We start from the raw sequence: 24,576 nt of genomic DNA on the forward strand, positions 1-24,576 counted from the left end.
ATCCGGTAACCCAAGACGAGCGTATAGATATCGGGGCAATTTAAACTAGCCTCTTACAATCGATAAAATTTTCGGAAAATTAGCGGAAGCTTAACCAATTCAAAGCTATTGAGTGGCACGTCATCGCTATTTCTTGTTGAAAGCCCCCCTGCTTTCAGCAATATAAAATCATCACATGTCAAGAAGTCGAGGTGGATTTTAATGTCCGGGAATGCAATTCAGAAGCTAATCGGAGAAGATGTGCTTGCGCTGACGGCTGATATTGTTACAGCCTACGTAAGCAATAATACGATTTCGACGGACGATCTGCCACGCATGATCCATTCGGTGTTCAGCACCCTGTCGTCGCTCAATGGCGCAGAGCCCGAGTCGCCGGCAGTTGAACAGAAACCTGCCGTGTCGCCGAAAAAATCCTTCACGGACGACTATATCATCTGCCTTGAGGACGGTAAGAAGCTGAAAATGCTGAAACGTTATCTCCGCACGCGCTATAATCTGACCCCGGAAGAATACCGCGCGAAGTGGAACCTGCCGGCAGATTATCCGATGGTCGCCCCGAATTACGCCAAGCAGCGTTCGGCCTTCGCGAAGAAAATCGGCCTCGGCAAGCGCTAATAGAATTTACCCTAAATTCATGTAAAAGCCCGGTCATTGCCGGGCTTTTTACTTTAGTTCATTAACCTTATTATTTGTCAGGTGAGGATGCCACCGCGGCCGCCGCCCGGCCCGCCGCCCCCCTCCGCAGCCTTCTTCGCCCGCACATATTCAAGCTTGCGAACGGCCAGACGCTCCAGCTCCGCGCGGCTGGCGCGCGGGTCCCCCACGAGACTGACTTCAAGCCCCGTACGTTCGCACACAGCCGTGACCTTCACGACTGTGCCCACCTTGATGAATTCGATGATGACCCCGGCGCCTGCCATGGTGATGCGTCCCGGTCAGGACGCTTTCTTCTTGAGCCCGAGCCGCGCCCAGATATCGACAAGGGCTGCAACCAGCGCATCCATCATGCTGTCGTCATGCATGGGGCCGGGCGTGAAACGCAGGCGCTCGGTGCCGCGCGGCACGGTCGGATAATTGATCGGCTGCACATAGACACCGTATTCATTGAGAAGCGTGTCGGACACTTCCTTGCAAAGCACCGGATCGCCCACGAAAAGCGGTACGATATGGCTGACCGATTCCATCACCGGCAGGCCGGCCGCCCGGAAGCGACGCTTCAGTTCGGCCGCGCGGGCCTGCTGGCCGTCACGTTCGATCTGGCTGACTTTCAGGTGACGAATGCTCGCCAGCGCCCCAGCCGCCAGTACCGGCGACAACGAGGTCGTGAAGATAAAGCCCGATGCCATCGAGCGAACAACATCAACAAGCGTTTTGGACGCGGCGATATAGCCGCCCATCACGCCAAAAGCCTTGCCGAGCGTGCCTTCAATCACGGTCAGGCGGTGCGCGACCTTGTCACGCTCCGACACGCCACCACCGCGCGGGCCATACATGCCAACGGCATGCACTTCGTCAAGGTAGGTCATGGCGTCATATTTGTCGGCAAGGTCACAGATGGCTTCGATCGGCGCGATATCGCCGTCCATGCTGTAAACGGATTCGAACGCGATGAGCTTCGGGCGCGACGGATCGGCGGCCTTCAGAAGCTCCTCAAGATGTTCGAGATCATTATGGCGGAAAATGTGCCGCTCGGCGCCGCTGTTGCGGATACCCTGGATCATCGAGGCATGGTTCAGCGCGTCCGAGAAAACGATGCAGTTCGGGAGAACCTTGGCGAGCGTTGAAAGCGTCGCCTCGTTCGAAATATAGCCCGAGGTAAAGAGAAGCGCCGATTCCTTGCCGTGCAGGTCGGCCAGTTCGCGCTCCAGAAGCACATGGTAATGATGGTTGCCCGCGATGTTGCGGGTGCCGCCGGCACCAGCGCCGGTTTCATCAAGCGCCTTGTGCATGGCGTCAAGCACAGTCGGGTGCTGCCCCATGCCGAGATAATCGTTGGAGCACCAGACCGTGATCGCACGGGCATTGTCGCCGGCATCAAAACGGGTCGCGCGGGGGAATTCCCCACGGTGGCGGGAAATATCCGCGAATACACGATAACGCCCTTCAGCTTGAATGGCGGCAATCGCGTCGGCGAATACTTTTTCGTAATCCATCAGGCACTGTCCAACTGTCATATACCGCGCCAGTGTATCGGCGCGGCATGTTTAGCGCAACCATGCGAAGCTAGTCCAGTGGCCAATTTGTCGCAGCAATGTGCGACTTACATCCCGAAGTGCAGCTTGTCGGACCAGAAGCGCTCGAGGTTTCTGAGATTGCGACGCAGGCTCTTCAGTTCTTCCGGCGACAACAGGTTGTCGGCAAGGATTTCTTCCAGGTGATTCTGGTAGAGTTTCTCGACCATATCACGCACCACATAGCCCTCGTCCGTCAGTGAGATCCGCACCGAACGACGGTCGAAATCCGAACGTTCATGGCGCATATAGCCCATCTCGACGAGCTTCTTGAGGTTATAGGAAACGTTGGAGCCCTGGTAATAGCCACGGGTTTTCAGCTCGCCCGCCGTCATTTCATTCTCGCCGATATTATAGACGAGCAGCGCCTGAACCGGGTTCAGGTCCTCAAGACCGGCACGGTCCAGCTGGTCCTTGATCACGTCAAGGAGGCGGCGGTGAAGGCGTTCGACCAGCGACAGAAGGTCGTGGAACAGGAACTTGGGATCGTCAAAATTGTAGTCGTTCATTTTTGTTCGCCTGATTTCTGTCCGAATTTTCGTCGAACTGTTACCATTTGCCGCACTGTTTCGCACAAAGCTTAACGCAAAGTTAAACCTAAAATTGCCAGCAATTTTTCGCAACAGTGATGAAGCACATGACAGAAGTTTGCCAAGGCGTTAGGGTCGCTGCCGTTTCCGGTTTCGCTTGAGGCTAAAAATGACCGCTCGCTTCCCCCTCACCCGCCTTCGCCGCCCCCGTGCGCATGACTGGTCGCGCCGCATGATGCGCGAGACGATCCTGACGCCGGATGACCTGATCTGGCCGATTTTTATCTGCGAAGGCAAGGCTGTGCGCCAGCCTATCGGCTCGATGCCGGGTGTGGAACGCCTGTCGGTTGACCTTGCCGTTGTGGCCGCGAAGGAAGCGGCGTCGCTTGGCATCCCCTGCCTCGCCCTCTTCCCGTCGACGCCGAAAGACAAGCGCGACGAGCGAGGCGATGAGGCCCTCAACCGGGATAACCTGATCAACACCGCCATGCGCGCCATCAAGGATGCCGTGCCGGAAATCGGCCTGCTGGCTGATGTGGCACTCGACCCCTACACCAGCCACGGGCAGGACGGCCTCGTCGAAGACGGGGTGATTCTGAATGATGAAACGGTCGGTGTGCTGGTGCAGCAGGCTGTCGTGCAGGCCGAGGCCGGCGCCGATATCATTGCACCATCCGATATGATGGATGGCCGCATCGGCGCCATCCGTACGGAACTTGATAAAGCCGGCTTCCAGCATGTGCAGATCATGGCCTATGCCGCCAAATATGCATCCGCCTTCTATGGCCCCTTCCGCGAGGCCGTGGGATCGGACGGCGTGCTGAAAGGCGACAAGAAGACCTACCAGATGGACCCCGCCAACCGGCTGGAGGCCATCCGTGAGGTCGCCATGGATATCGCCGAAGGCGCCGACAGCGTGATGATCAAGCCCGGCATGCCGTATCTTGATATCATCCGCGAGGTGAAAGACCGCTTCGGCATGCCGACCTATGCCTATCAGGTGTCCGGCGAGTATGCGATGCTGATGGCCGCCGTGCAAAACGGCTGGCTGGACGGCGACAAGGCAATCCTTGAGGCAATGTTGGCCTTCAAGCGGGCCGGTGCTGACGGTGTTCTCACCTATTTCGCGCCGCGCGTGGCGAAACTTCTGAACGATTGAGTGGCAACGGGGCGAGATTACTCGCCCTGTCCGTCCCGTGTCAGCGACCGGATGATGCCGCGCATGGTGTGGATTTCCTGCGTGGACCAGCCTGCCGAGTGAAACAGATTCTGCAGCATCCGCTTCTGCGTGGCGCGGCGGTCTTCGCTGCGGAAGAATCCTCGGCCTTCAAGTGCCGCCTCCAGATGCTCGATCAGCCCCAGAAATTCCGATTTCGGCGCAGCGCCGTCCGGGTGCGCGGGCTGGATCGGCGTTGTTTTGTCCACAGCTTGCGAAAACTCATACGCCAGCAGGATCACTGCTTGGGCCAAGTTGAGACTGCCAAATTCCGGGTTCACCGGCACGGTCAGCACGGTATCGGCAAGCGCCACATCATCGTTCGAAAGGCCGGAACGTTCCGGCCCGAACAGGATTGCGGGGCGTTCGCTACGCGCAATGGCGGCATGCATCTCGGCTGAACAGACGCGGGGGGTGACCACCGGCTTCGGCATGTCACGGTCGCGTACCGTGGAGGCGTAAACGGTCGTGCAGTCGGCAATCGCCGCTTCGACCGTATCGAAGACCTTGGCATTATCCAGGATCACGTCAGCGCCAGACGCCGCCGGGCCTGCCGCCGGGTTCGGCCAGCCATCGCGCGGCGCCACAAGGCGCATGTCGGTGAGGCCGAAGTTCAGCATGGCGCGCGCCGCCTTGCCGATATTCTCGCCAAGCTGCGGCCGCACAAGGATGATGGCGGGCTGGATCGTCTCGCTCATGATCAGGCCTTCCGCCACGTCGTACCGCCGGGGCCATCCTCTAGGATGATACCTTGCGCCAGCAGTTCCGCACGGATCGCGTCAGCACGGGCGAAGTCCTTGGACTTTTTGGCGTTGATACGTTCCTCGATCAGCGCTTCGATCGCAGAGGCATCGCCTTCACCCATAAACCAGTCGGCGGCTTCTGCCTGCAGGAAGCCCATGAACTGTGCGCCAGCCTTCAGCTCAGCCGCCGTCTCAGGCGTTGCAAGCGCGTCGAGTGCGGCCAGTGCCTTTGGCGTGTTCAGGTCGTCCGCGAGGGCTTCGATCACGCTGGCGGGCACATCGGCGGCGGCCGTCACACCGTCCGTCACGCGATACCATTTATCGAGCCGGCGCTTCTGTTCCGCGACACTATCGAGGCTGAAATCAATCGGCTGGCGGTAATGCGCGGTCAGTAGCGACAGGCGCAGCGCTTCGCCGGCGTGGCCATCGGCGATCAGGTCATGCACAGTGTGGAAATTGCCGAGCGATTTCGACATTTTCTCGCCGTCCACCGTCAGATAGCCATTGTGCATCCAGTAGTTCACGAATGTATGGCCACCGTGGGCGCATTCGGATTGCGCGATCTCGTTTTCATGGTGCGGGAAGATCAGGTCCTGCCCGCCGCCGTGAATATCGATGGTCTCGCCCAGATGCTTCTCGATCATGCAGGAGCATTCAAGGTGCCAGCCGGGGCGGCCACGGCCCCACGGGCTTTCCCAGCCGGGCTGATCGTCGGTGGACGGCTTCCACAGCACGAAGTCCGCCGGATCGCGCTTGAAGGGCGCCACGTCAACCCGCGCACCCGCCACCAGCTCATCGCGGCTGTGACGCGACAGGCGGCCATAGTTTTCCATCGACGGCACATGGAACATCACATGGCCTTCGGCTTCGTAGGCGTTACCCTTGGCGATCAGCGCCTGCATCATGGCGATCATTTCCGGCAGATGCTCAGTCGCCTTCGGCTTGATCGACGGATCAAGCGCATGAAGCGCGCCCATATCCTCGCCGTAAGCCTTGGCGTAACGGTCGGAAATGACGTCAATGCTGATGCCCTCGTCTGCTGCGCGCTTCATGATCTTGTCGTCAATATCCGTTATATTACGGGCATATGTGACACTTTCTTCACCATATACATGACGAAGAAGCCGGAAGAGCATGTCGAAGACAACCACAGGCCGCGCATTGCCGATATGGGCAAAATCCCAGACGGTCGGCCCGCAGACATACATGCGCACATTCTTCGGGTCGATGGGTGCGAAGACCTGCTTTTCGCGGGCAAGCGTATTGTAGAGACGGATATCCGTCATGCGGCTTCCCCGCTGAGCCGCGCTGCAACCTTCTGGCGACCGATCAGCGGCAGCAGCGTCGCCATTTCCGGCCCGCGTTCCTGCCCCGTCAGCGCCAGACGCAGCGGCATGAAGAGGCCCTTGCCTTTCACACCCGTGGCTTCCTTGATCGCGTTCGTCCAGACGCCCCAGGTCTCGCCGTCAAGTTCACCCGAGGGCAGCAGCTCAAGCGCCTTTGCCATATGGGCCGCGTCCTCGATCACCGGGGTGACGGGGCCACGCACGATGGCGAGCCAGTCTTTCACGTCGGCAAGTTTGTTGAGGTTCGGCTTCACAACTTCCCAGAAGGCCTCGTCAAGTCCGTCCAGCCGGTCCGCGACCAGCGCAAACGGCGTGGCATGCAGGATCTTGGCATTGAGGATGTCGAGGTCCGCCGGATCGAGCTTCGCGGTCGAGCGCCCGAATTTCGAGAAAGCAAAACCTTCGATGAGCGGCTCGGGTGATACAAAGGCCTCGATGGGTTCGCTGGTGCCAAGGCGGGCCAGGAGCGAGATGATCGCCATCGGCTCGATGCCGGCTTCATCACGGTATTCTTCCACCGACATGGCGCCGTGGCGTTTGGAAAGCCCTTCACCGCCCTTGCCGGTGAGGAGCGCAAAGTGGGCCATTTCCGGCACCTTGCCGCCAACGGCCTCGAAAATCTGGGCTTGCACGGCCGAGTTGGTCACGTGGTCTTCGCCGCGCACGATATGGGTGATGCCATAGTCCACGTCGTCAATCACGCTCGGTAGCGTATAAAGGTACGAGCCATCCTCGCGCACCAGGATGGGGTCCGAAAGCGCCGCCATATCGATCGACTGGGTGCCACGGATCAGGTCGTTCCATTCCACGCGGGCCGGCACTTCAAGCTTGAAACGCCAGTGCGGTTTGCGGCCTTCGGCTTCCAGCTTGGCAAGGTCTTCATCCGTCAGGCTGAGGGCGGCACGGTCATAAACCGGCGGCAGGCCACGGCCGAGCTGGATCTTGCGCTTCATTTCCAGCTCTTCCGCGCTTTCATAGCAGGGATAGAGGCGCCCGGCAGCCTTCAGGTCAGCCACCACCTCGTCATAGCGGCTGAAACGCTCGCTCTGGCGGAAGGTATCGTCATAATTCAGGCCAAGCCACGCGAGGTCGCGCTTGATCGCTTCCTCGTTTTCAAGGGTGGAGCGCTCACGGTCCGTATCGTCGATCCGCAGGAAGAAGGTGCCGCCCTGCTGGCGCGCGAACAGCCAGTTCACGAGCGCGGCGCGGATGTTCCCGACATGGAGCTTTCCGGTCGGAGACGGGGCGAAACGTACCTTCACAGTCATTCTTCTCAATCCTTGATCGGTGGGGAAAAGCCCCCACGCGGGGCAATCAGCTGCGCCGCGCGCTCCTGAACCCGTTGGTGATCGGGTAGCGCCGGTCGCGGCCGAAATTCTTGCGCGTCAGCTTGACGCCGGGCGGGGCCTGCCGCCTTTTGTACTCGGCGATGTACAGCAGGTGCTCGATCCGTGCAACAGCCGATGCGTCATGGCCGCGTGCCACAACCTCGGCAACCGACATTTCCTCGTCAACCAGACAGCGCAGCATGTCATCCAGCGCCTCATAGGGCGGCAGGCTGTCCTCGTCCTTCTGGTCGGGGCGGAGCTCGGCGGTCGGCGGCTTCGAAATGATATTCTCGGGGATTACGATGCCACCCGGCCCTTTGGCGCCCGGCGGCACATGGGCATTGCGCCAGCGCGCCAGCGCAAAGACATCCATCTTGTAGACATCCTTCAGGATATTGTAGCCGCCGCACATATCGCCGTAGAGCGTGGCATAGCCGACCGACATTTCAGACTTGTTGCCCGTGGTCAGCACCATCTTGCCGAACTTGTTGGAAAGCGCCATCAGCGTCACGCCGCGCAGGCGCGACTGGACATTCTCTTCCGTCGTGTCGGCATTGCTGCCCTTGAACGCCTCGGCCAGCATCACATCCATCGCTTCCACGCCGGGCGCGATGGAGATGATATCATAGCGCGCACCTAGGGCTTCCGCGCATTCCTTGGCATCCGCATGGCTTTCGCCCGAGGTATAGCGCGACGGCATCATCACGCAGTGCACGGCATCGGCCCCAAGCGCATCCACGGCAACAGCGGCCGAAAGCGCGCTGTCGATCCCGCCGGACATGCCAAGAATGACGCCTGGGAAACGGTTTTTACCGACATAATCCCGGAGCGCCAGGATCATCGCCTGATACAGGCCTTCCATCCGGTCGGGATCATAGCCCCGATGCCCGCCAGCGACCACATAGCCTTGGTCAGTTGCGTCAAGCCGCACAAGCATGCCCTGGCTCGCCCATGCATCCATGGTGACAGCAAGGCGGCCATCGCGGTCCATCGCAAAGCTTGCACCATCGAACACGAGCTCGTCCTGCCCGCCAAGCTGATTGCAATAAAGGAGCGGCACGCCGGTTTCGGTCACGCGGTTGCGGGCATGGGCAACACGTTCGCCGCCTTTACCATCCTCGAACGGGCTGCCGTTCGGCACGAGCATGAAATCGACATCATTGGCCGCAAAATGGCTGGAAACGTGGGAGAACCACATGTCTTCGCACACCATCAGGCCGATGCGCACACCGCGAAACTCGACGGGGTCAGGCAGATTGCCCGGCGCGAAAACGCGCTTCTCGTCAAACACACCATAGTTCGGCAGTTCATGTTTGAACCGCACGGCTTCGATCCGGCCACCCGCGAGCAGCAGTGCAGCATTATGGAGCCCGGCTTCCGATAGCCACGGCGTGCCGACCACAAGGCCCGGACCACCCGCTGCTGTCAGGGCAGCAAGGCGTTCAACTGCGGCTTCGGCCTCACGCACGAAAAAGGGCTTCAGGACCAGATCTTCGGGTGGATAGCCAACCACCGAAAGCTCCGGTGTCAGCACCAGATCGGCGCCGTGCGCCTTGCCTGCTTCCCATGCTGCGCCAATGAGCGCTTCGTTCGCGGCAATCGCCCCGACGGTGGGGTTGATCTGCGCCATCCATATGGAAAATGCTTGTGTCATGCCATGCTTTTAGCCAACGGCGGGAGGGGCGGCAAGCGGCATTCTGGGCAGCCACAAGATCGATAGGCATTTTAATAAAATTGTGATAGCGTCCCTCTTGCCTGTGTATATTTGAGGGCGCGGGCCAACGGGGGAATAAGGACTAGCCGGGGGGCGAAGGGTGCAACTGCCAGCACCTGTCCAGACATCTCCAGATTCCAGTGCCGGATCGGCTGATTGCCGTACCGGAGCGTCCTCAGCAGGCATGTTCCGTGTTTGCAGTTTCATGCAATTATGGAAAGGGGGGCATTGATGGGATTTTTCAAATCCACTCTTTTTGCCATCAAGCTGTTCTTCTCCGTCCCGGCCTATGCGTAAGCGGACCGTGAGATAGTACCGAATACCTTGAAGCGTGCGGCCATGCCATGCCCGGCATGGCCGTTTCCATTTGGGCTCAGAAGGGCACGTCCGAGCGGAAGGTGAGCGCCTCGCCCGTGGCCGGGTGCGTGAAGGAAAGCTCGGTCGCATGCAGGCAAAGGCGCGGGGCTGCAGCCCTGCCCGCGGGTGTGGCGTAAAGCGGATCGCCGATGATCGGATGCCCCAGCGCCTGCATATGCACCCTCAGCTGGTGGGAACGCCCGGTGACAGGATAAAGCGCCACCCGCGTGTTGCCGCCCTCGCGCGCCAGAACCTTGTACCGCGTCAACGACGGTTTGCCGTTCTCGTGGTCGACCATATGTTTCGGGCGGTTCGGCCAATCCACGATCAGCGGCAGGTTCACCTCGCCCTCGTCCGAAGCCACATTGCCTTCAACGAGTGCGGTATAGAATTTATCCGTTTCGCGGTTTTCAAACTGGCGGCTGATATGGCGGTGCGCCTCCATATTCAACGCCATCACCATGATGCCACTGGTATCGAGATCCAGCCGGTGAACGACCGTGGCGGTGCGCCGATCCTTCTGCACGCGCCAGGCAAGGCTGTCGCGCATCTCGCGCCCGCGCCCGGGCACAGAAAGAAGCCCGCTCGGCTTATCAAGCACGATGATATCCGCGTCCTCGTAAAGGACGGTCAGCCACGGCTCGGTCGGCGGATCATAGACAAAATCAGGAAGGCTCATGCGATCCCCATAAAAAGTCATGCCGGGCTTGACCCGGCATCCAGCGTCTACAGAAGACTGGACCCCGGCTCAAGGCCGGGGTGACAATATTTATCAGGCAGCAGCGCTTGCCGCCATCGCGTCGCGTTCTTCCTTCAGGGCTTCCGCCAGCTGGAAGGCAAGCTCGATCGACTGGCTGGCATTGAGGCGCGGATCACAGTGCGTGTGATAGCGGCTCGCCAGGCCTTCCTCGGTGATCGCCACGGCGCCGCCGGTGCATTCGGTGACATTCTGACCGGTCAGCTCCAGATGGATGCCGCCGGCATAGGTGCCCTCGGCGCGGTGAACGCTGAACACCTGCTTCACTTCCTTCAGCACGCGGTCGAACGGGCGGGTTTTCAGGCCGCCAGCCGCTTTCACCGTGTTGCCGTGCATGGGATCGCACGACCAGACAACGGTACGGCCTTCGGATTTCACGCGGCGCAGCAGGCGCGGCAGGTATTCTTCCACCTTGTCGGCACCGAAACGGGTGATCAGCGTAAGCCGGCCCGCTTCGTTCGAGGGATTGAGCTTGTCGATCAGGCGAATGAGATCATCCGGGTCGGTCGACGGGCCAACCTTCGAGGCAATCGGGTTGCCGATGCCGGAGAGGAATTCCACATGAGCACCATCAACCTGACGGGTACGGTCGCCAACCCACAGGAAGTGGGCCGAGGTGTCGTACCAGCGACCGCTGGTGCTGTCGATGCGGGTCATGGCCTGCTCGTAGCCCAGAAGCAGCGCTTCGTGGCTGGTGTAGAAGTCCGTGCCCTGCAGTTGCGGGATCTCGGCCGGATGGATGCCGCAGGCTTCCATGAAGGCAAGCGCATTGCCGATCTGGTCGGCGATTGCCTTGTAGCGCTCGCCCGCGCCGCTTTGCGACACGAAATCGAGGTTCCACTGGTGCACCGACATCAGGTTGGCATAGCCACCCTGCGCGAAGGCACGCAGCAGGTTGAGCGTTGCAGCAGCCTGGCTGTAGGCCTTCAGCATGCGGGCGGGATCGGGCAGGCGCGCGCCTTCCTCAAACTCCATCCCGTTGATGATGTCACCCCGGTAGCTCGGCAGCTCCACGCCATCGATGGTTTCGGTGCCAGCCGAGCGCGGCTTGGCGAACTGGCCGGCCATACGGCCGAGCTTCACCACAGGGCAGCTGGCGGCGAAGGTCAGCACGACCGCCATCTGCAGCAGCACCCGGAAGGTGTCGCGAATATTGTTCGGATGGAACTCGGCAAAGCTTTCGGCGCAGTCGCCCCCCTGCAGGAGGAACGCCTTGCCGTTTGCCACTTGCGCAAGCTGTGCTTTGAGACGGCGGGCCTCACCGGCAAATACAAGCGGCGGATAGCTCGAAAGTTCCCTTTCGACTTGCCCGAGTCGCTCGCTGTCCGGATAGTCCGGCACCTGCACGACGGGGCGGGATCGCCAGCTGTCAGGGCGCCAATCACTCATTGAGGTAACCTTTCTCAAAATTCGGCGCTGGGGCGCCGCGACAGAAAATTATACAGGCCGCCGAAAATTCGCAATTTCCGGCGCGTCCATAAACAATGCAGCCGCCTTAATGGCAAGTCAATTGTCAGCGACACCTGAAAACGGCCGGAAAGGCTACAATTTCTGTCGCTTTTGGTGACGAATTCTTAACCTTGATCGCTTGTAAATCGCCGCGCCAGACGGCATAACCCAGCCCATAAACGAGCCCCGAAGCGAAAGCCAGTTCATGTTTGTCGTGCCTTTTGATGTAGAGCGTATCGTCTTCGATCTTGACGGGACCCTTGTGGATTCCGCGCCTGATCTGCATCGCGCCACGAACCATGTGCTGACAAGCGTTGGCCGCACGGAAATCCCGCTTGAGGCCGTGCGGCACATGGTGGGTGAAGGGGCAAAACGCCTGATCGAAAAAGGACTGGCGCACACGGGCGGGATCAATGGATTTGACCTTGATGCCCTGCTCCCGACCTTCCTTGATTTCTACAAGGACAATCTTTGCGTCGAAAGCCGCCTCTATGATGGTGCGCTTGAAATGCTGGATGCGCTCGAGGCCCGTGGCATCAAATCCGCCGTTTGCACCAACAAGCCCGTTCATCTGGCTGAACCGCTCCTTGAAGCCCTTGGCATCCGCCAGCGGTTTGTGGCTGTAACCGGCGGCGACAGCTTCCCCTTCCGCAAGCCCGATCCTCGTCACCTGACCGAAACGCTGGCTCTGATGGGCGGCATCGGCGGCGCCGTTATGGTGGGCGACACGATCAGCGATACGGCGGCTGCAAAGGCCGCCGGCGTCCCGAGCATTCTTGTCAGCTATGGTTACCTGAGCGGTAGCCTTGCCGATCTCGATGCCGACGCCATTGTTGACAGCCTTGCCGATATCCCCGGGATTCTGCGGGCCTGAGATAAAGAATCTGGCCTTCATCAATCTGTAACATTAGTGTCATTCATTGTCTGCACGGCTGCAGGAGGCGATTCCTGCATCCACAATGTATGACCCCGGCGCGCCACACCGGCCGCGCCGCCGTGAACAGAGCCAGGCACCCATGGAACCCGCAGACAACAGCTACAAGAGCCTCCTCAGCGAACGCTCAGTGATCGCTGTTCTTTCCCTTCTGCTCATCCTCATGTGGACCCTCGGGCTGACCACGCCCGCGACTGTCATCACGGTTGGCGGCGCCGCGTTTGTGCTGCTCGTGCAGCTCGAGGGCAAACGGCGGCTCGATATCCTACGGGCGCGCCATACTGCCCACCCGGAGCCCGAAGAAGTGCAGACTGAAGGAACCATGTCGATGCGCGCCCACGCGCTGAACGGCCTGCCCTCGCCGGTCCTGATCGTTGATGACCAGCACAAGATTGTTTTCGCGAATGATTCCGCCACGGCCTTCCTTGGCGCCAATCTTGTTGACGAGGATGTCTTCCTGTTCCTCCGCCATCCGCGCATCGTGCAGTCGGTGGATGCAGCCCTTACGGACGGCCCGCAAACCGCCGGCTCGCTGCGCTACACAGCCGCCCATGACCGCAGCTTTGACATCACCATTGCCCCGCTAGCCGAGCGCTCGTCGCGCGGCGGTCGGCAAGCGATGATCTATTTCTACGAGGTCACGAGCCTGCTGCGGACCGAACAGATGCGCGCCGATTTCGTGGCGAACGCCAGCCATGAGCTTCGCACGCCGCTTTCTTCGGTGATCGGCGCCATTGAAACGATCCAGGGCCCAGCCCGCGATGATCCGGATGCCACCCAGCGTTTCCTTTCGATTATGCAGAAAGAAGCCGAGCGGATGGCCCGGCTGATTGACGATCTTCTGTCGCTGTCGCGGATTGAAATGTCGCGCCACGTGGCGCCCGACACCCAGTTCGAGATCGGCCTCGTGATCGGCAATGTGATCAATGCCCTTGTCGGCCAGGCTGGCGAGCGGGACATCGTGATTTCGAACGAAGTGGCTGCAGGCCTGCCAAGCGTTCGTGGTGACGACGACCAGATCACCCAGGTTCTGCTGAACCTGTTGATGAATGCCATCAAATATGCCAACCGCGGCACCACTGTGCATGTGAAGGCGGAGCTGCTCTCGAACGGCGCCAAAATTCGCATTGCTGTGGCCGACGAAGGCCCGGGCATTGCCCCTGAACACCTGACGCGCCTCACGGAACGCTTCTACCGTATCGATACTGCGCGCTCACGCAAGATGGGCGGCACCGGCCTTGGCCTCGCCATCGTCAAGCATATCCTTTTACGGCATGAAACAAATCTCGATATCCGAAGCGAAGTCGGCAAGGGTTCGTCATTTGCCTTCGCTCTACCTGTTTCAAAAAGCGACGCAAAATAAAAGGGTTAGCCAATTGTTACAGTCTGTCACGAAACTGTAACACAGGCATTGTACCAAAGGCGCACCCGAGAATGCCAGTCGGACGGGACGTATGGAACGTCCGGTATCACCAGATTGGCCGCTCACCGCGTTACGATAACAATCGGAGCCACCAGAAATGAAAAAATATCTCCTTGGCACTATCGCCGCCCTCGCCCTCATCGGCTCGACGGGTGCGCATGCTCAGTCGCGCGACCAGATTCGCATCGTCGGCTCCTCGACCGTATTCCCCTTCTCGACCGCGGTTGCGGAAGAGTTCGGTCGCACCACCAACTTCAAGGCCCCGATCGTCGAATCGACCGGTTCGGGCGGCGGCCTGAAGCTCTTCTGCGGTGGCGTCGGTACCGCTCACCCGGATATCACCAACTCCTCGCGCCGCATCAAGCAGTCGGAAGTTGACATGTGCGCCGCCAACGGCGTCAGCGAAGTCGTTGAAATGAAGATCGGCTTCGACGGTATCGTGATGGCAGCTGCCAAGACCTCGCCCTCGATGACCCTGACGCTGCACCACATCTATCTGGCCCTTGCGGCCCAGGTTCCAGCTCCGGGCACGGAAGGCGGCGAAGGCCACCTGATCCCGAACCCCTTCAAGCGCTGGAACGAAATTGACCCGGCCCTGCCCAACGAGGAAATCGTTGTTCTCGGCCCCCCGCCGACCTCCGGCACCCGTGACGCCTTCGTCGAGCTCGCCCTTGAAGTCGGCTGCGATTTCTTCAAGGGCAACGCCGCCCTCAAGAAATCGAACGAAAACGAGCACAAGCGCGTTTGCCAAACTGTTCGCGAAGACGGCGCTTATGTTGAAGCCGGCGAGAACGACAACCTGATCGTTCAGAAGCTGCAGGCCGATGGCCGCGCTGTCGGCATCTTCGGCTACAGCTTCCTCGACCAGAACAGCGATGCCCTGCAGGCCTTCCCGGTTGCCAAGGATGACGCTGAAGCTGTGGAGCCGACCTTCGAAGCCATCTCGTCGGGCGACTATCCGGTTTCGCGCTCGCTTTATGTTTACGTCAAGAAAGCCCATGTCGGCGTCGTGCCCGGCATCCAGGAATTCCTGACCGAATTCACGAGCGAAGCGACCTGGGGTGACATGGGTTACCTCGCCGATCGCGGCCTGATCCCGCTGCCGGAAGACGAGCGTGCAACGGTTGCGGAAGAAGTCGCCGCCCTCAAGCCGCTGAGCCTGAAGTAACCGTATCTGATACCAAGCGGGGTGGCCACAAGCTGCCCCGTTTCCCCACTGCCTGAAACGGCCTATACTACCCGTCGGCCAGCACCCGGAAAGACCAGATGACCAGTTCAGCCATCTCCGTCATCATCCTGCTTCTCTCGCTTGCCGCCTTTGCCGCCGGACGGCAGCGGTCGCTTGCCACCGTTGGCGGTCGTCGCGGCGACCTGCACAGCCTGCCCCGCCACTATGGCTATTTCGCAGCCTCGCTTGTTGTCCTGCCCGCTACCCTGATCCTCGTTCTGTGGCTCACCTTCGGCGACTTCGCGCTGGAACGGATGACCCTGAACTCGATCCCGGAAGGTGCGGCCGTCACCGAAGGCATTGAAGACCATCTGGTGCTGAACCGCATCCGCATCGCCGTCGACCAAGGCGACCGTGTGGAAAAGGACCCGACGATCCTTGCTGCCGCCAAATTCTACCGCGAAGCCCACGGCGAAGCCGTCTGGCTGACCTTCGCAGCCGCCCTTCTGGCGGGCCTTGCCGGCCTTGCCTATGCGCTGAAAGTAACAAGCGCCGAGTTCCGCGCCCGCAACAAGGTGGAAACCTTCATGCGGGTGGCGTTGATCGCCTGCTCTGCGCTCGCAGTGCTCACCACGGTCGGCATCGTCGCCTCGCTTCTTTTCGAAAGCCTGCGCTTCTTCCAGCAGGTGCCTATCAGCGAATTCCTGTTCGGCCTGAAATGGAGCCCGCAAACCGCGCTGCGCGCCGATCAGGTCGGCTCGTCCGGTGCCTTCGGGGCGGTACCCCTGTTTGCCGGTACGCTGCTGATCAGCCTGCTTGCCATGCTTGTCGCTGGCCCTATCGGCCTTCTGGCGGCTATCTACCTGACCCAATATGCCAGTGGCCGTGTGCGTGCTGTGGCCAAGCCGGCGCTCGAAATCCTTGCCGGTGTACCGACCGTGGTTTACGGCTTCTTCGCTGCCCTCACCATCGCGCCGCTCTTCCGCGAGATGGGACTGAGCGTCGGCCTTGATATCGCCAGCGAAAGCGCACTCGCCGCCGGTGTTGTCATGGGCATCATGATCATCCCGTTCGTGTCGTCGCTTTCGGATGACGCGATCACAGCCGTCCCGCGCAGCCTTTCCGACGGCTCACTGGCGCTCGGCGCCACGCCTTCGGAAACCATCCGCAAGGTCATCCTGCCAGCCGCCCTGCCCGGCATCGTTGGCGCCTTCCTGCTGGCCGTCAGCCGTGCAGTTGGTGAAACCATGATCGTGGTGATGGCTGCCGGCATGCAGCCGAACCTCACCGCCAACCCCTTCGAAGCGGTAACGACCGTGACCGTGCAGATCGTGGCCCTTCTGACCGGTGACCAGGAATTCGACAGCGCCAAGACGCTTTCCGCCTTCGCGCTCGGCCTTGTGCTCTTTGTCGTCACCCTTTTCTTCAACGTGATCGCGATCCGCGTCGTGCGGAAATATCGCGAGATTTACGACTGAGGCCCGCTCCATGACGACGCCTTCGAAAATCGACAGCAACCCGACTGTGTGGGACAGCAAGGAAATGCAGCAGCGCACCGCGCGCCGCTACCGGCAGGAACGCATTTTCCGCGCCGCCGGCCTTGGCGCAGTCGCTGTTTCCGCGCTCTTCCTTGTCGTGCTGCTCAGCAACATCATCAGCCAGGGCACTGGCGGCTTCTTCCAGACCTATATCGAAACGGAAATCGAGCTTCCCGTAAAGGTGCTGGGCGACCCGCGCACCATGACGCCGGAGGAATTCGCCAATTCCGTGCGCCGCGCCAACATGCTGGGCCTTGTTGCCAAGTCGCTTGAGGAAACCTTCCCTGACGTGACAAGCCGCAACGAGAAGCGGGCACTGTTGAAGATCTACAGCACCGGTGTGCGCGGCCAACTGGCGCAGTTTGTGACCGAAAACCCCGATGTTATTGGCACGCGCCAGACGCTCTGGCTGCTTGCCTCCGACGATATCGACCAGGTTGTGAAGGGTAATATCGATACGGAAACCGACGAAAGCGACCGCCGCGTTTCGGACCGCGAGCTTGCCTGGCTGCAGACGCTTGAAGATGCCGGTCGTGTGGATGTGAAATTCCACACCACCTTCCTCACCTCCGGTGACAGCCGCAACCCGGAAATGGCTGGCGTGTGGGGTGCAGTTGTAGGCTCGGCGCTCACGCTGTTTGTTACCCTGATCCTCGCCTTCCCGGTCGGCGTGCTGTCTGCGATCTACCTCGAGGAATTCGCGCCGCAGAACCGCTTCACCGATTTCCTTGAAATCAACATCAACAATCTCGCGGCGGTTCCGTCTATCGTGTTCGGCCTTTTGGGCCTTGCCGTCTTCATTGGCACCATGCACCTGCCGCGCTCGGCGCCGCTTGTGGGTGGTTTCACCCTCGCGCTGATGACTCTGCCGACGATCATCATCGCCAGCCGCGCCGCCATCAAGGCCGTGCCGCCATCAATCCGTGATGCGGCCCGCGGGCTTGGCGCCTCGCCAATGCAGGTGATTTTCCACCATGTGCTGCCGCTTGCGATGCCCGGCATCCTGACCGGCACCATCATCGGCATGGCGCAGGCGCTGGGTGAAACCGCGCCGCTCCTGATGATCGGCATGGTCGCCTTCATCGTTGATATTCCGTCCGGCATCACTGGTGCCGCGACCGCCCTGCCTGTGCAAGTCTATCTCTGGGCCGACAGCCCAGAGCGGGCTTTTGCCGAAAAAACTTCAGCCGCCATCATGGTACTGTTGTTTTTCCTTATCATGATGAATGCGGTAGCCATCAAACTGCGTCAGAAATTTGAACGGAAATGGTAATGTCCGCTATGCCTGATCAACTGTCCCGGATGACCGAAGCGATGCCTGAAGTGACCCAAACCACCCGTACCCCGAAAATGGCCGCAAGGGACGTCCATGTCTATTATGGCGAAACCCATGCCGTGAAGGGCGTGAACCTTGACCTGCACCAGGACGAGGTCACCGCGCTCATCGGCCCGTCGGGTTGCGGCAAATCCACCTTCCTGCGGTGCCTCAATCGCATGAACGATACTGTTGCCACTTGCCGCGTCGAAGGTTCGATCACGCTCGATGGCAAGGATATCTACGATAACAAGATCGATGTGGTGCAGCTGCGTGCCCGTGTCGGCATGGTGTTCCAGAAGCCGAACCCCTTCCCGAAATCGATCTATGAAAACGTCGCTTACGGCCCGCGGATCCACGGCCTTGCCGAGACCCGGCTGGATCTAGACGAAATCGTCGCCACGAGCCTTGAAAAGGCCGGCCTCTGGAACGAGGTGAAGGACCGCCTCGACACGCCCGGCACCGCGCTTTCAGGTGGCCAGCAGCAGCGTCTTTGCATCGCCCGCGCCATTGCCGTGAACCCTGAAGTGATCCTGATGGACGAGCCCTGCTCGGCGCTTGATCCGATTGCGACTGCCCGCGTTGAAGCCCTCATCGAGGAACTCAAGGGCCGCTACGCCATCGCCATCGTCACCCACAGCATGCAGCAGGCCGCCCGTATTTCACAGAAGACCGCCTTCTTCCACCTCGGCAACCTTGTCGAGATGGGCGAAACGACGCAAATCTTCACCACCCCGCGCGAGGAACGTACGCGTGACTATATCACTGGCCGGTTCGGCTAAGGACGGGTGAGGGAAAAACCATGGAACATATTGTGAAGTCTTACGACGCGGAAATTCGTGAACTCCGGAGCCTGATCAGCCGCATGGGTGGCCTTGTGGAAGATCAGCTTTCCGCCGCCATCACCGCGCTTTCCGAATATGATGTCGAACTGGCTGCCAAGGTGAAAGCCGGCGACCGCCAGATTGATGACCTGGAAATCCAGGTGGAAAACACGGCTGTATCGATCTTCGCCCGCCGCGCGCCGGTGGCCGATGACCTGCGCGAAATCATTTCCAGCCTGAAGATGTCGGCGGTGTTAGAGCGCGCCGGTGACTATGCCAAAAACATCGCCAAGCGGACCATTGCCATCGCACAGGAACGCCCGGTCGGCTTCCCGCCGACCATCGTGCAGATGAGCGAGCTTGCCGCTACCATGCTGCGCGACGTGATGGATGCCTATGTGCGCCACAATGCCGATGCTGCCATGGATGTGTGGTACCGCGACGAACAGCTCGACAACCTGCATAACACCGCCTACCGGCAATTGATCGCCCGGATGGTGGAAATGCCGGATCATATCAACACCTGGACCCACCTTCTGATGATTGCGAAAAATCTGGAACGCATCGGCGACCAGACAACCAATCTGGCGGAACAGATCTATTACAGCGTCAAAGGCACGATCCTTGAGGATACGCGCCCCAAGCATGACCTGACGAGCTCGGCAACGTCCGGGCCGGACGCCAGCGCCTGAAATGGAGTGAAAGCTTGAAGACGAAGATCCTGCTTATCGAGGACGACGAGAATATCTCGGAACTCGTGAAATATAACCTGACCCGCGCCGAATTTTCCGTGATCACGGCGGCGGACGGGGAAGAAGGCCTGCTGCTCGCCACCGAAGAATCGCCCGACCTGATCCTTCTGGACTGGATGCTGCCCAATCTTTCGGGCCTTGAAATCTGCCGCCGGCTGCGCCGTAACAACAGCACGGCCCATACCCCGATCCTGATGCTGACGGCGCGTGCTGACGAGCCCGACCGTATCCGGGGCCTGGAGACCGGGGCGGACGATTACATCACCAAGCCTTTCTCGCCGAAGGAACTGGTGGCCCGCATCCAGGCTGTCCTGCGCCGGGTGCGCCCGGCATTGGCGGCCGAGCAGCTCCGGTTCAAGGACATCATCCTTGATAACGTGTCCCATCAGGTGACCCGCGCCGAAAAGCCGGTGCATCTGGGGCCGACCGAATATCGGCTGCTGCGGCACTTCATGGAAAACCCGGGCCGCGTCTTCAGCCGCGAACAGCTTCTGGACTCGGTCTGGGGCTATGACGTGTATGTGGAGCCGCGCACCGTGGACGTCCACATCCGCCGCCTGCGCAAGGCCATCAACGGCGACACGCTGCCGGATTATATCCGCACCGTCCGTTCGGCCGGTTACGCCCTCGACACCACGAACGCGATCTGACGATCAGACAAGACTTGCCGCTGCGGCCAAAAGCCCAGCGGCAAGCGCAGCGTCGGCACCGGGGCCGGCCCCGCTCGCCTGCGACAAAAGCGGCGTCAGCCCCATACGGGCCGCCGCTTTTTCCATTTCCGGCGTCTCGGTGGCGGCAAGCCGGCAGTGGCTGATGGCCACTGGCGACAGGGCGTGAAGAACGGCTGCGGCGGCGAGGGCTGCTGCACCATCCAGCACCACCGCCAGCTTCTGCATGCGCGCTGCCAGAATGGCGCCCACCAGCCCCGCGACCTCACGCCCGGCATAATGGCGGGCAAGCTCAAGCGGATCATCGCTCTCGTCTGCTTGCTCCAGTGCCGTCAGGAGGGCGGCTGCGTGCGCTTCCCCGCCAAAGGCAAGTGCCGATAACCCCAACACATTGCCGCCTGCTGCCACAGCTTCCATGCCGAAGGCCGCAGCGGCCATCATGTCGCGGGCCGACCAGGTTGGCGCTTCCACATCCACACGGTGCGGTACGGTCGGCGCAAGCTCCAGAATACGCAGTCCGACCCCGGCAGGCTTGCAAAGCTGGTTGACCGGCGCCGTGCCCTTCGACGCCTCGCCAATAAAACCGGTGATTGCCTCAGGTTCGGCGCCGTCAGTATAGCTGGATGCCAGAAGGCAGATATGGGTTTCCCGCGTTTGCGGATGTTCGTTCGCGGCAACGCTTGCCAGCCATTCGGTGATATCCGGCATCGCGCCCGCCACAATCCCCTTGGCAGCCAGATGCTGGCGCGCGTGGCGACCGGCGCAGTCATCAAGCGCCGGAACGCGGTCGATCAGCGTGCGAAGGTCATCGAAAGGGGAAGGATTGGTCTGCATGGCGGTATCCGGAGATGAAAGTGAAGGGCGTCACTTCTATAAAAGCGCCCTCGCCCGCCTGCAAACGGAAAAGGCGTGCCAAACATGGCACGCCTTCCAATTCGGATCAGATGTCCAAAGGGCGCAGTCAGACCCCGTGTTCATCCATGCCGCTGGCCAGTAGCCTGGCTAGGCCGAGAACCTTCTTGCGGACGCGCGGATCGGCAATCCGGTAGTAGGCTTCGACAAGTTCAAGTGTTTCCTGTTTCTCGAATGCGTCAGCATCCAAACCTTCCGGCACAGGATTGTATCCGGACAATTTGGTTTCGGCGCCTTCGAAAAAATAGGCTACAGGCACGTCAAGCGCCGCAGAAAGACGGAAAAGGCGGCTCGAACCGATACGGTTCGTGCCTCTTTCATACTTCTGCACTTGCTGGAAAGTGACCCCCAAGTCTTTACCAAGCTGCGTTTGAGATAGGCCCAACATTTTCCGTCTTGCGCGCACACGTTGTCCAACGTGAACGTCAACCGGATCGGGACTTTTCATCATTGCTTGCTCTCCAGTATTTTAGGCAATGGTATTATAGGCTGCATCACGTACCATCGCCAGTATCTTATCGCCCTCGTGCGGCATACGAACAGGCTGACAAGGCGGCCTATAGCCTCACGTTGCGCTATCGTGCAGATATTTCAAGGGCTAAGTATGCAATCAATGCCCGATACAATCGCAACCGAAAGCAGATGAATGCAATCGGCACAGTGTGTATCAAAATGGCACAGAATCAGGCAGCCAAATAACAACCGATGCTATAGCCCGCTAACCCTTCAATGACTTGGCGGCGAGTTCCCGCACATCGTCACTCAACTTGGGCTCGTCAAGGATGAAACGAAGCGAGTCGAGCATCATGGCCTGCCGCGCCGGTTCAACCCTGGCCCAACGCCCGAGCGGCGCCACGAGGCGGGCGGCGATCAGCGGATTGATCTTGTCGACCGCCAGGATCGTCTCGGCGAGGAAGCGGTAGCCCTGCCCGCTCGGGTCATGGAAGCCTGCCTGATTGAGCATCGTGAAGCTTGACACCAGCGACCGCAGCCGGTTCGGGTTTTTCAGCGTGAAGGCCGGATGGCGAGAAAGTTCGCGCACTTTCTGCACCGTATCGCCCCGACGGCTTGTCGCCTGTACGGCAAACCATTTGTCGAGAACAAGCGGCTCGTCTTTCGAGCGTTCATAGAAATCGGCGAGGATCGCGCCACGACACGCAAAATCGCTGTCGCTGACGGCCGAGAGCGCGGCAATCCGGTCGGTCATATTATCCGCCGCCTCATAATGTGCCTTCACAAGCGCGTCGCCGCCGGGCCGGCGTGCCAGGAACTGAAGCAGCAGGTTCGCAAGCCGCCGTGCCGCGCGGGCCGCACCATCCTGCTTGTACCCGCCCTTCGGACGCAGGCTATCGTACCGCGCCCGCATCTCGGCCTCATACCGGGTCGCCAGATCATTGAGCGTCGCCTCGCGCGCTTCATGCAGATGGCCGGGCTCCAGCACTTCCATCATCTGGCCAAGCTCCACCTCCCCCGGCAGGGTCAGCAGTTCGGCGAGGAAAGCGGGGTCGAGCGCCTTGTCGGCAAAGAGGCTTTCAACCGCGTCGCTGAAGGGCGTATCGGCAGGCGCGTTGCGGCCTTCGATCAGCGCAGCGGTGACACCCAGCACCTGATCGCGCGCCAGTGTCTGCGCCGCCTCCCAGCGGGCGAACGGGTCGCTGTCGTACCGCAACAGGAAGGCGAGATCTTCGCGGGTGAGGTCGCTTTTCAGGCGCACAGGCGCGGAGAAACCGCGCAGCAGGCTCGGGACAGCGCCTTCCGGCACGTCCTTGAAGGTAAAGCTTTGGCGACCCTCCCGAACTTCAAGGAGGCACCCGTCCTCACGCCAGTCACCGCCAGTAACGACAGGCGTGATGGCCTGCCCATCCGTTGCCACCCAGCCCATCAGGAATGGCATGTGGAACGGCTCTTTCACCGGCTGTCCCGGGGTTGGTGCCGTTTCCTGTTCGATTGTCACGATCACATCATTGCCAGTGCGGGCGCGCGACACACTCAGCACCGGCGTGCCGGCCTGCGAATACCAGCGCTTGAACTGGCTGAGATCCTTGCCCGATGCATCGGCCATGGCGGCTGCAAAATCGTCACAGGTCACGGCCTGACCGTCGTGCCGGGCGAAATAAAGGTCCATACCCTTGCGGAAGGCCTCGGCCCCGATCAGGCGGTGCATCATGCGGATGACTTCGGCACCCTTGTTGTAAACCGTGACCGTGTAGAAGTTGTTGATTTCCACATAACGGTCCGGCCGCACGGGGTGCGCCAGCGGGCCGCCATCTTCCGGGAACTGGTGCGAGCGCAGGATGCGCACATCATCCAGCCGCTTCACAGCACGCGACCCCATGTCGGCTGAGAATTCCTGATCGCGGAAGACGGTGAGGCCTTCCTTCAGGCTGAGCTGGAACCAGTCGCGACAGGTGACACGGTTGCCGGTCCAGTTGTGGAAATATTCGTGGCCGATGATGCCTTCAACACTGTCATAGTCGCGGTCGGTTGCCGTCTCCGGGCTCGCCAGCACGCACTTGGTGTTGAAGACATTCAACCCTTTATTCTCCATCGCCCCCATGTTGAAATCGCCAACCGCGACGATATTGAAAAGATCCAAATCATATTCAAGACCATAGACTTCTTCATCCCACCTCATGGATCGCTTTAACGATTCCATGGCGTGATCGCATTTGTCGAGATCGCGGGGATCGGCATAGATATTGAGCGTTACCCTGCGCCCGGAAGCCGTCGTGAAATGGTCTGTGATATGGCCGAGATCACCGGCCACCAGCGCGAACAGGTAGCTCGGCTTCGGGAACGGATCTTCCCATTCTGCAAAGTGGCGCCCCTCGCCCAGTCCGCCTGACGCCACCGGATTGCCGTTCGACAGAAGCACCGGACACGATGCCTTGTCGGCTTCGATCCGCACCGCATAGCGCGCCATCACGTCGGGCCGGTCAGGGAACGCCGTGATCTGGCGGAAGCCTTCGGCCTCGCACTGGGTGCAGAACATGCCGCCCGAACGGTAAAGCCCTTCGAGCTTTGTATTATCCTGCGGCTTGATACGGGTGACGATTTCAAGCGTACCGCCGGCCCCTGCGCCTTCCACCGTCAGCGTGCGCTTGCCCCGGCTGTGGCGCGCGGCCACGCCGTCCAGTTTGACGGAAACAATTTCCAGCATGTCGCCAGCGTCCAGCACCATTGGCGCGGCAAGGTCGCCATTCCGTGTGAAAGTGCTGGTGGCGGTGATGTCGGCGTGGGTATCGAAAAGGCAGAACACCAGACGGATATCGGTAACCACCGTTTTGGGTGGTTCGTAATCGGCCAGAAAAATCTCCACCTTGTGTTCGGCTTGCGCCTCGGTGCCGTTCCTGACCGCCTGATCCATCATT

The 24,576-nt window shown here is 60.4% G+C and carries 22 protein-coding genes; 10 read left to right on the forward strand and 12 right to left on the reverse strand.

The window, feature by feature from the left end; genetic code table 11:
* Positions 1-201: 201 nt before the first annotated feature.
* A complete protein-coding gene (locus PH603_RS10655; RefSeq protein ID WP_353507354.1) occupies positions 202-615 on the forward strand; it encodes a Ros/MucR family transcriptional regulator in 414 nt (137 codons plus the stop codon).
* A gap of 77 nt (positions 616-692) precedes the next feature.
* Here PH603_RS10655 and PH603_RS10660 read toward each other — a convergent pair whose 3' ends face one another.
* The 3 genes from PH603_RS10660 to PH603_RS10670 all read right to left on the reverse strand — a co-directional run bounded on the left by PH603_RS10660 (position 693) and on the right by PH603_RS10670 (position 2,740).
* Entirely contained in the window at positions 693-920 is a 228-nt protein-coding gene (locus tag PH603_RS10660; RefSeq protein WP_289502512.1) for a DUF6898 family protein, read from the reverse strand.
* 15 nt (positions 921-935) lie between these two features.
* Positions 936-2,153: a 5-aminolevulinate synthase gene (gene hemA, locus PH603_RS10665; RefSeq protein WP_353507405.1), complete on the reverse strand. Its 1,218-nt coding sequence runs from the start codon at positions 2,151-2,153 to the stop codon at positions 936-938.
* 107 nt (positions 2,154-2,260) lie between these two features.
* On the reverse strand, positions 2,261-2,740 hold the full coding sequence (locus PH603_RS10670) for a MarR family winged helix-turn-helix transcriptional regulator (protein ID WP_289502514.1): 480 nt from the start codon (positions 2,738-2,740) through the stop codon (positions 2,261-2,263).
* A 190-nt stretch (positions 2,741-2,930) separates the two neighbouring features.
* On the opposite strand from PH603_RS10670, the gene hemB reads away from it, so the two are divergent.
* Positions 2,931-3,920: a porphobilinogen synthase gene (gene hemB / locus PH603_RS10675; RefSeq protein ID WP_289502515.1), complete on the forward strand. Its 990-nt coding sequence runs from the start codon at positions 2,931-2,933 to the stop codon at positions 3,918-3,920.
* 17 nt (positions 3,921-3,937) lie between these two features.
* On the opposite strand, the gene PH603_RS10680 is transcribed toward hemB, so the two are convergent.
* The 6 genes from PH603_RS10680 to PH603_RS10705 form a co-directional block, all read right to left on the reverse strand.
* On the reverse strand, positions 3,938-4,675 hold the full coding sequence (locus PH603_RS10680) for an RNA methyltransferase (protein ID WP_289502516.1): 738 nt from the start codon (positions 4,673-4,675) through the stop codon (positions 3,938-3,940).
* A gap of 2 nt (positions 4,676-4,677) precedes the next feature.
* Positions 4,678-6,006, reverse strand: coding sequence for a cysteine--tRNA ligase (gene cysS, locus PH603_RS10685; RefSeq protein ID WP_289502517.1), 1,329 nt, complete (start codon positions 6,004-6,006; stop codon positions 4,678-4,680).
* Positions 6,003-7,334, reverse strand: a complete 1,332-nt coding sequence (gene gltX, locus PH603_RS10690) for a glutamate--tRNA ligase (protein ID WP_289502518.1) — start codon at positions 7,332-7,334, stop codon at positions 6,003-6,005. The genes cysS and gltX overlap by 4 nt, the downstream gene beginning before the upstream one ends.
* 46 nt (positions 7,335-7,380) lie before the next feature.
* Positions 7,381-9,048 (reverse strand): NAD+ synthase, encoded by a 1,668-nt coding sequence (locus PH603_RS10695; RefSeq protein WP_289502519.1) that lies wholly within the window; start codon positions 9,046-9,048, stop codon positions 7,381-7,383.
* Positions 9,049-9,481: 433 nt separating this feature from the next.
* Positions 9,482-10,144: an RluA family pseudouridine synthase gene (locus PH603_RS10700; RefSeq protein WP_289502520.1), complete on the reverse strand. Its 663-nt coding sequence runs from the start codon at positions 10,142-10,144 to the stop codon at positions 9,482-9,484.
* Positions 10,145-10,237: 93 nt separating this feature from the next.
* Positions 10,238-11,611 carry a class II 3-deoxy-7-phosphoheptulonate synthase gene (locus PH603_RS10705; protein WP_289502521.1) on the reverse strand — a complete coding sequence of 458 codons (1,374 nt, stop codon included), beginning with the start codon at positions 11,609-11,611 and terminating at the stop codon, positions 10,238-10,240.
* A 265-nt stretch (positions 11,612-11,876) separates the two neighbouring features.
* Between PH603_RS10705 and gph the strand changes: the two genes are divergently transcribed.
* The 8 genes from gph (at position 11,877) to phoB (ending at position 20,275) form a co-directional block, all read left to right on the forward strand.
* Positions 11,877-12,545 (forward strand): phosphoglycolate phosphatase, encoded by a 669-nt coding sequence (gph, locus tag PH603_RS10710; protein ID WP_289502522.1) that lies wholly within the window; start codon positions 11,877-11,879, stop codon positions 12,543-12,545.
* A gap of 388 nt (positions 12,546-12,933) precedes the next feature.
* The gene (locus PH603_RS10715) at positions 12,934-13,968 is read left to right on the forward strand and encodes an ATP-binding protein (protein WP_434783323.1); all 1,035 of its coding nucleotides are present in this window, start codon (positions 12,934-12,936) and stop codon (positions 13,966-13,968) included.
* Positions 13,969-14,125: 157 nt separating this feature from the next.
* Positions 14,126-15,196, forward strand: a complete 1,071-nt coding sequence (locus PH603_RS10720) for a substrate-binding domain-containing protein (RefSeq protein ID WP_289502524.1) — start codon at positions 14,126-14,128, stop codon at positions 15,194-15,196.
* 98 nt (positions 15,197-15,294) lie between these two features.
* Entirely contained in the window at positions 15,295-16,674 is a 1,380-nt protein-coding gene (pstC, locus tag PH603_RS10725) for a phosphate ABC transporter permease subunit PstC (protein ID WP_289502525.1), read from the forward strand.
* A 10-nt stretch (positions 16,675-16,684) separates the two neighbouring features.
* Positions 16,685-18,007: a phosphate ABC transporter permease PstA gene (gene pstA / locus PH603_RS10730; protein ID WP_289502526.1), complete on the forward strand. Its 1,323-nt coding sequence runs from the start codon at positions 16,685-16,687 to the stop codon at positions 18,005-18,007.
* Positions 18,008-18,036: 29 nt separating this feature from the next.
* Positions 18,037-18,831, forward strand: a complete 795-nt coding sequence (gene pstB / locus PH603_RS10735; RefSeq protein ID WP_373460259.1) for a phosphate ABC transporter ATP-binding protein PstB — start codon at positions 18,037-18,039, stop codon at positions 18,829-18,831.
* Between the two features lie 20 nt (positions 18,832-18,851).
* On the forward strand, positions 18,852-19,565 hold the full coding sequence (gene phoU / locus PH603_RS10740; RefSeq protein WP_289502528.1) for a phosphate signaling complex protein PhoU: 714 nt from the start codon (positions 18,852-18,854) through the stop codon (positions 19,563-19,565).
* 14 nt (positions 19,566-19,579) lie between these two features.
* Positions 19,580-20,275, forward strand: a complete 696-nt coding sequence (phoB, locus tag PH603_RS10745; protein ID WP_289502529.1) for a phosphate regulon transcriptional regulator PhoB — start codon at positions 19,580-19,582, stop codon at positions 20,273-20,275.
* A 3-nt stretch (positions 20,276-20,278) separates the two neighbouring features.
* Here the strand turns inward: phoB and PH603_RS10750 are convergent, their stop codons facing one another.
* From PH603_RS10750 to pepN, 3 genes are all read right to left on the reverse strand, one after another.
* On the reverse strand, positions 20,279-21,127 hold the full coding sequence (locus PH603_RS10750; RefSeq protein WP_289502530.1) for a nicotinate-nucleotide--dimethylbenzimidazole phosphoribosyltransferase: 849 nt from the start codon (positions 21,125-21,127) through the stop codon (positions 20,279-20,281).
* Positions 21,128-21,254: 127 nt separating this feature from the next.
* Positions 21,255-21,656 (reverse strand): helix-turn-helix domain-containing protein, encoded by a 402-nt coding sequence (locus PH603_RS10755; RefSeq protein WP_289502531.1) that lies wholly within the window; start codon positions 21,654-21,656, stop codon positions 21,255-21,257.
* Between the two features lie 267 nt (positions 21,657-21,923).
* Positions 21,924-24,575 carry an aminopeptidase N gene (pepN, locus tag PH603_RS10760; protein WP_289502532.1) on the reverse strand — a complete coding sequence of 884 codons (2,652 nt, stop codon included), beginning with the start codon at positions 24,573-24,575 and terminating at the stop codon, positions 21,924-21,926.
* Position 24,576: the final 1 nt, after the last annotated feature.

Source organism: Gimibacter soli, from assembly GCF_028463845.1.
In the GTDB taxonomy this organism is placed as follows: Bacteria; Pseudomonadota; Alphaproteobacteria; order Sphingomonadales; family Kordiimonadaceae; genus Gimibacter; species Gimibacter soli.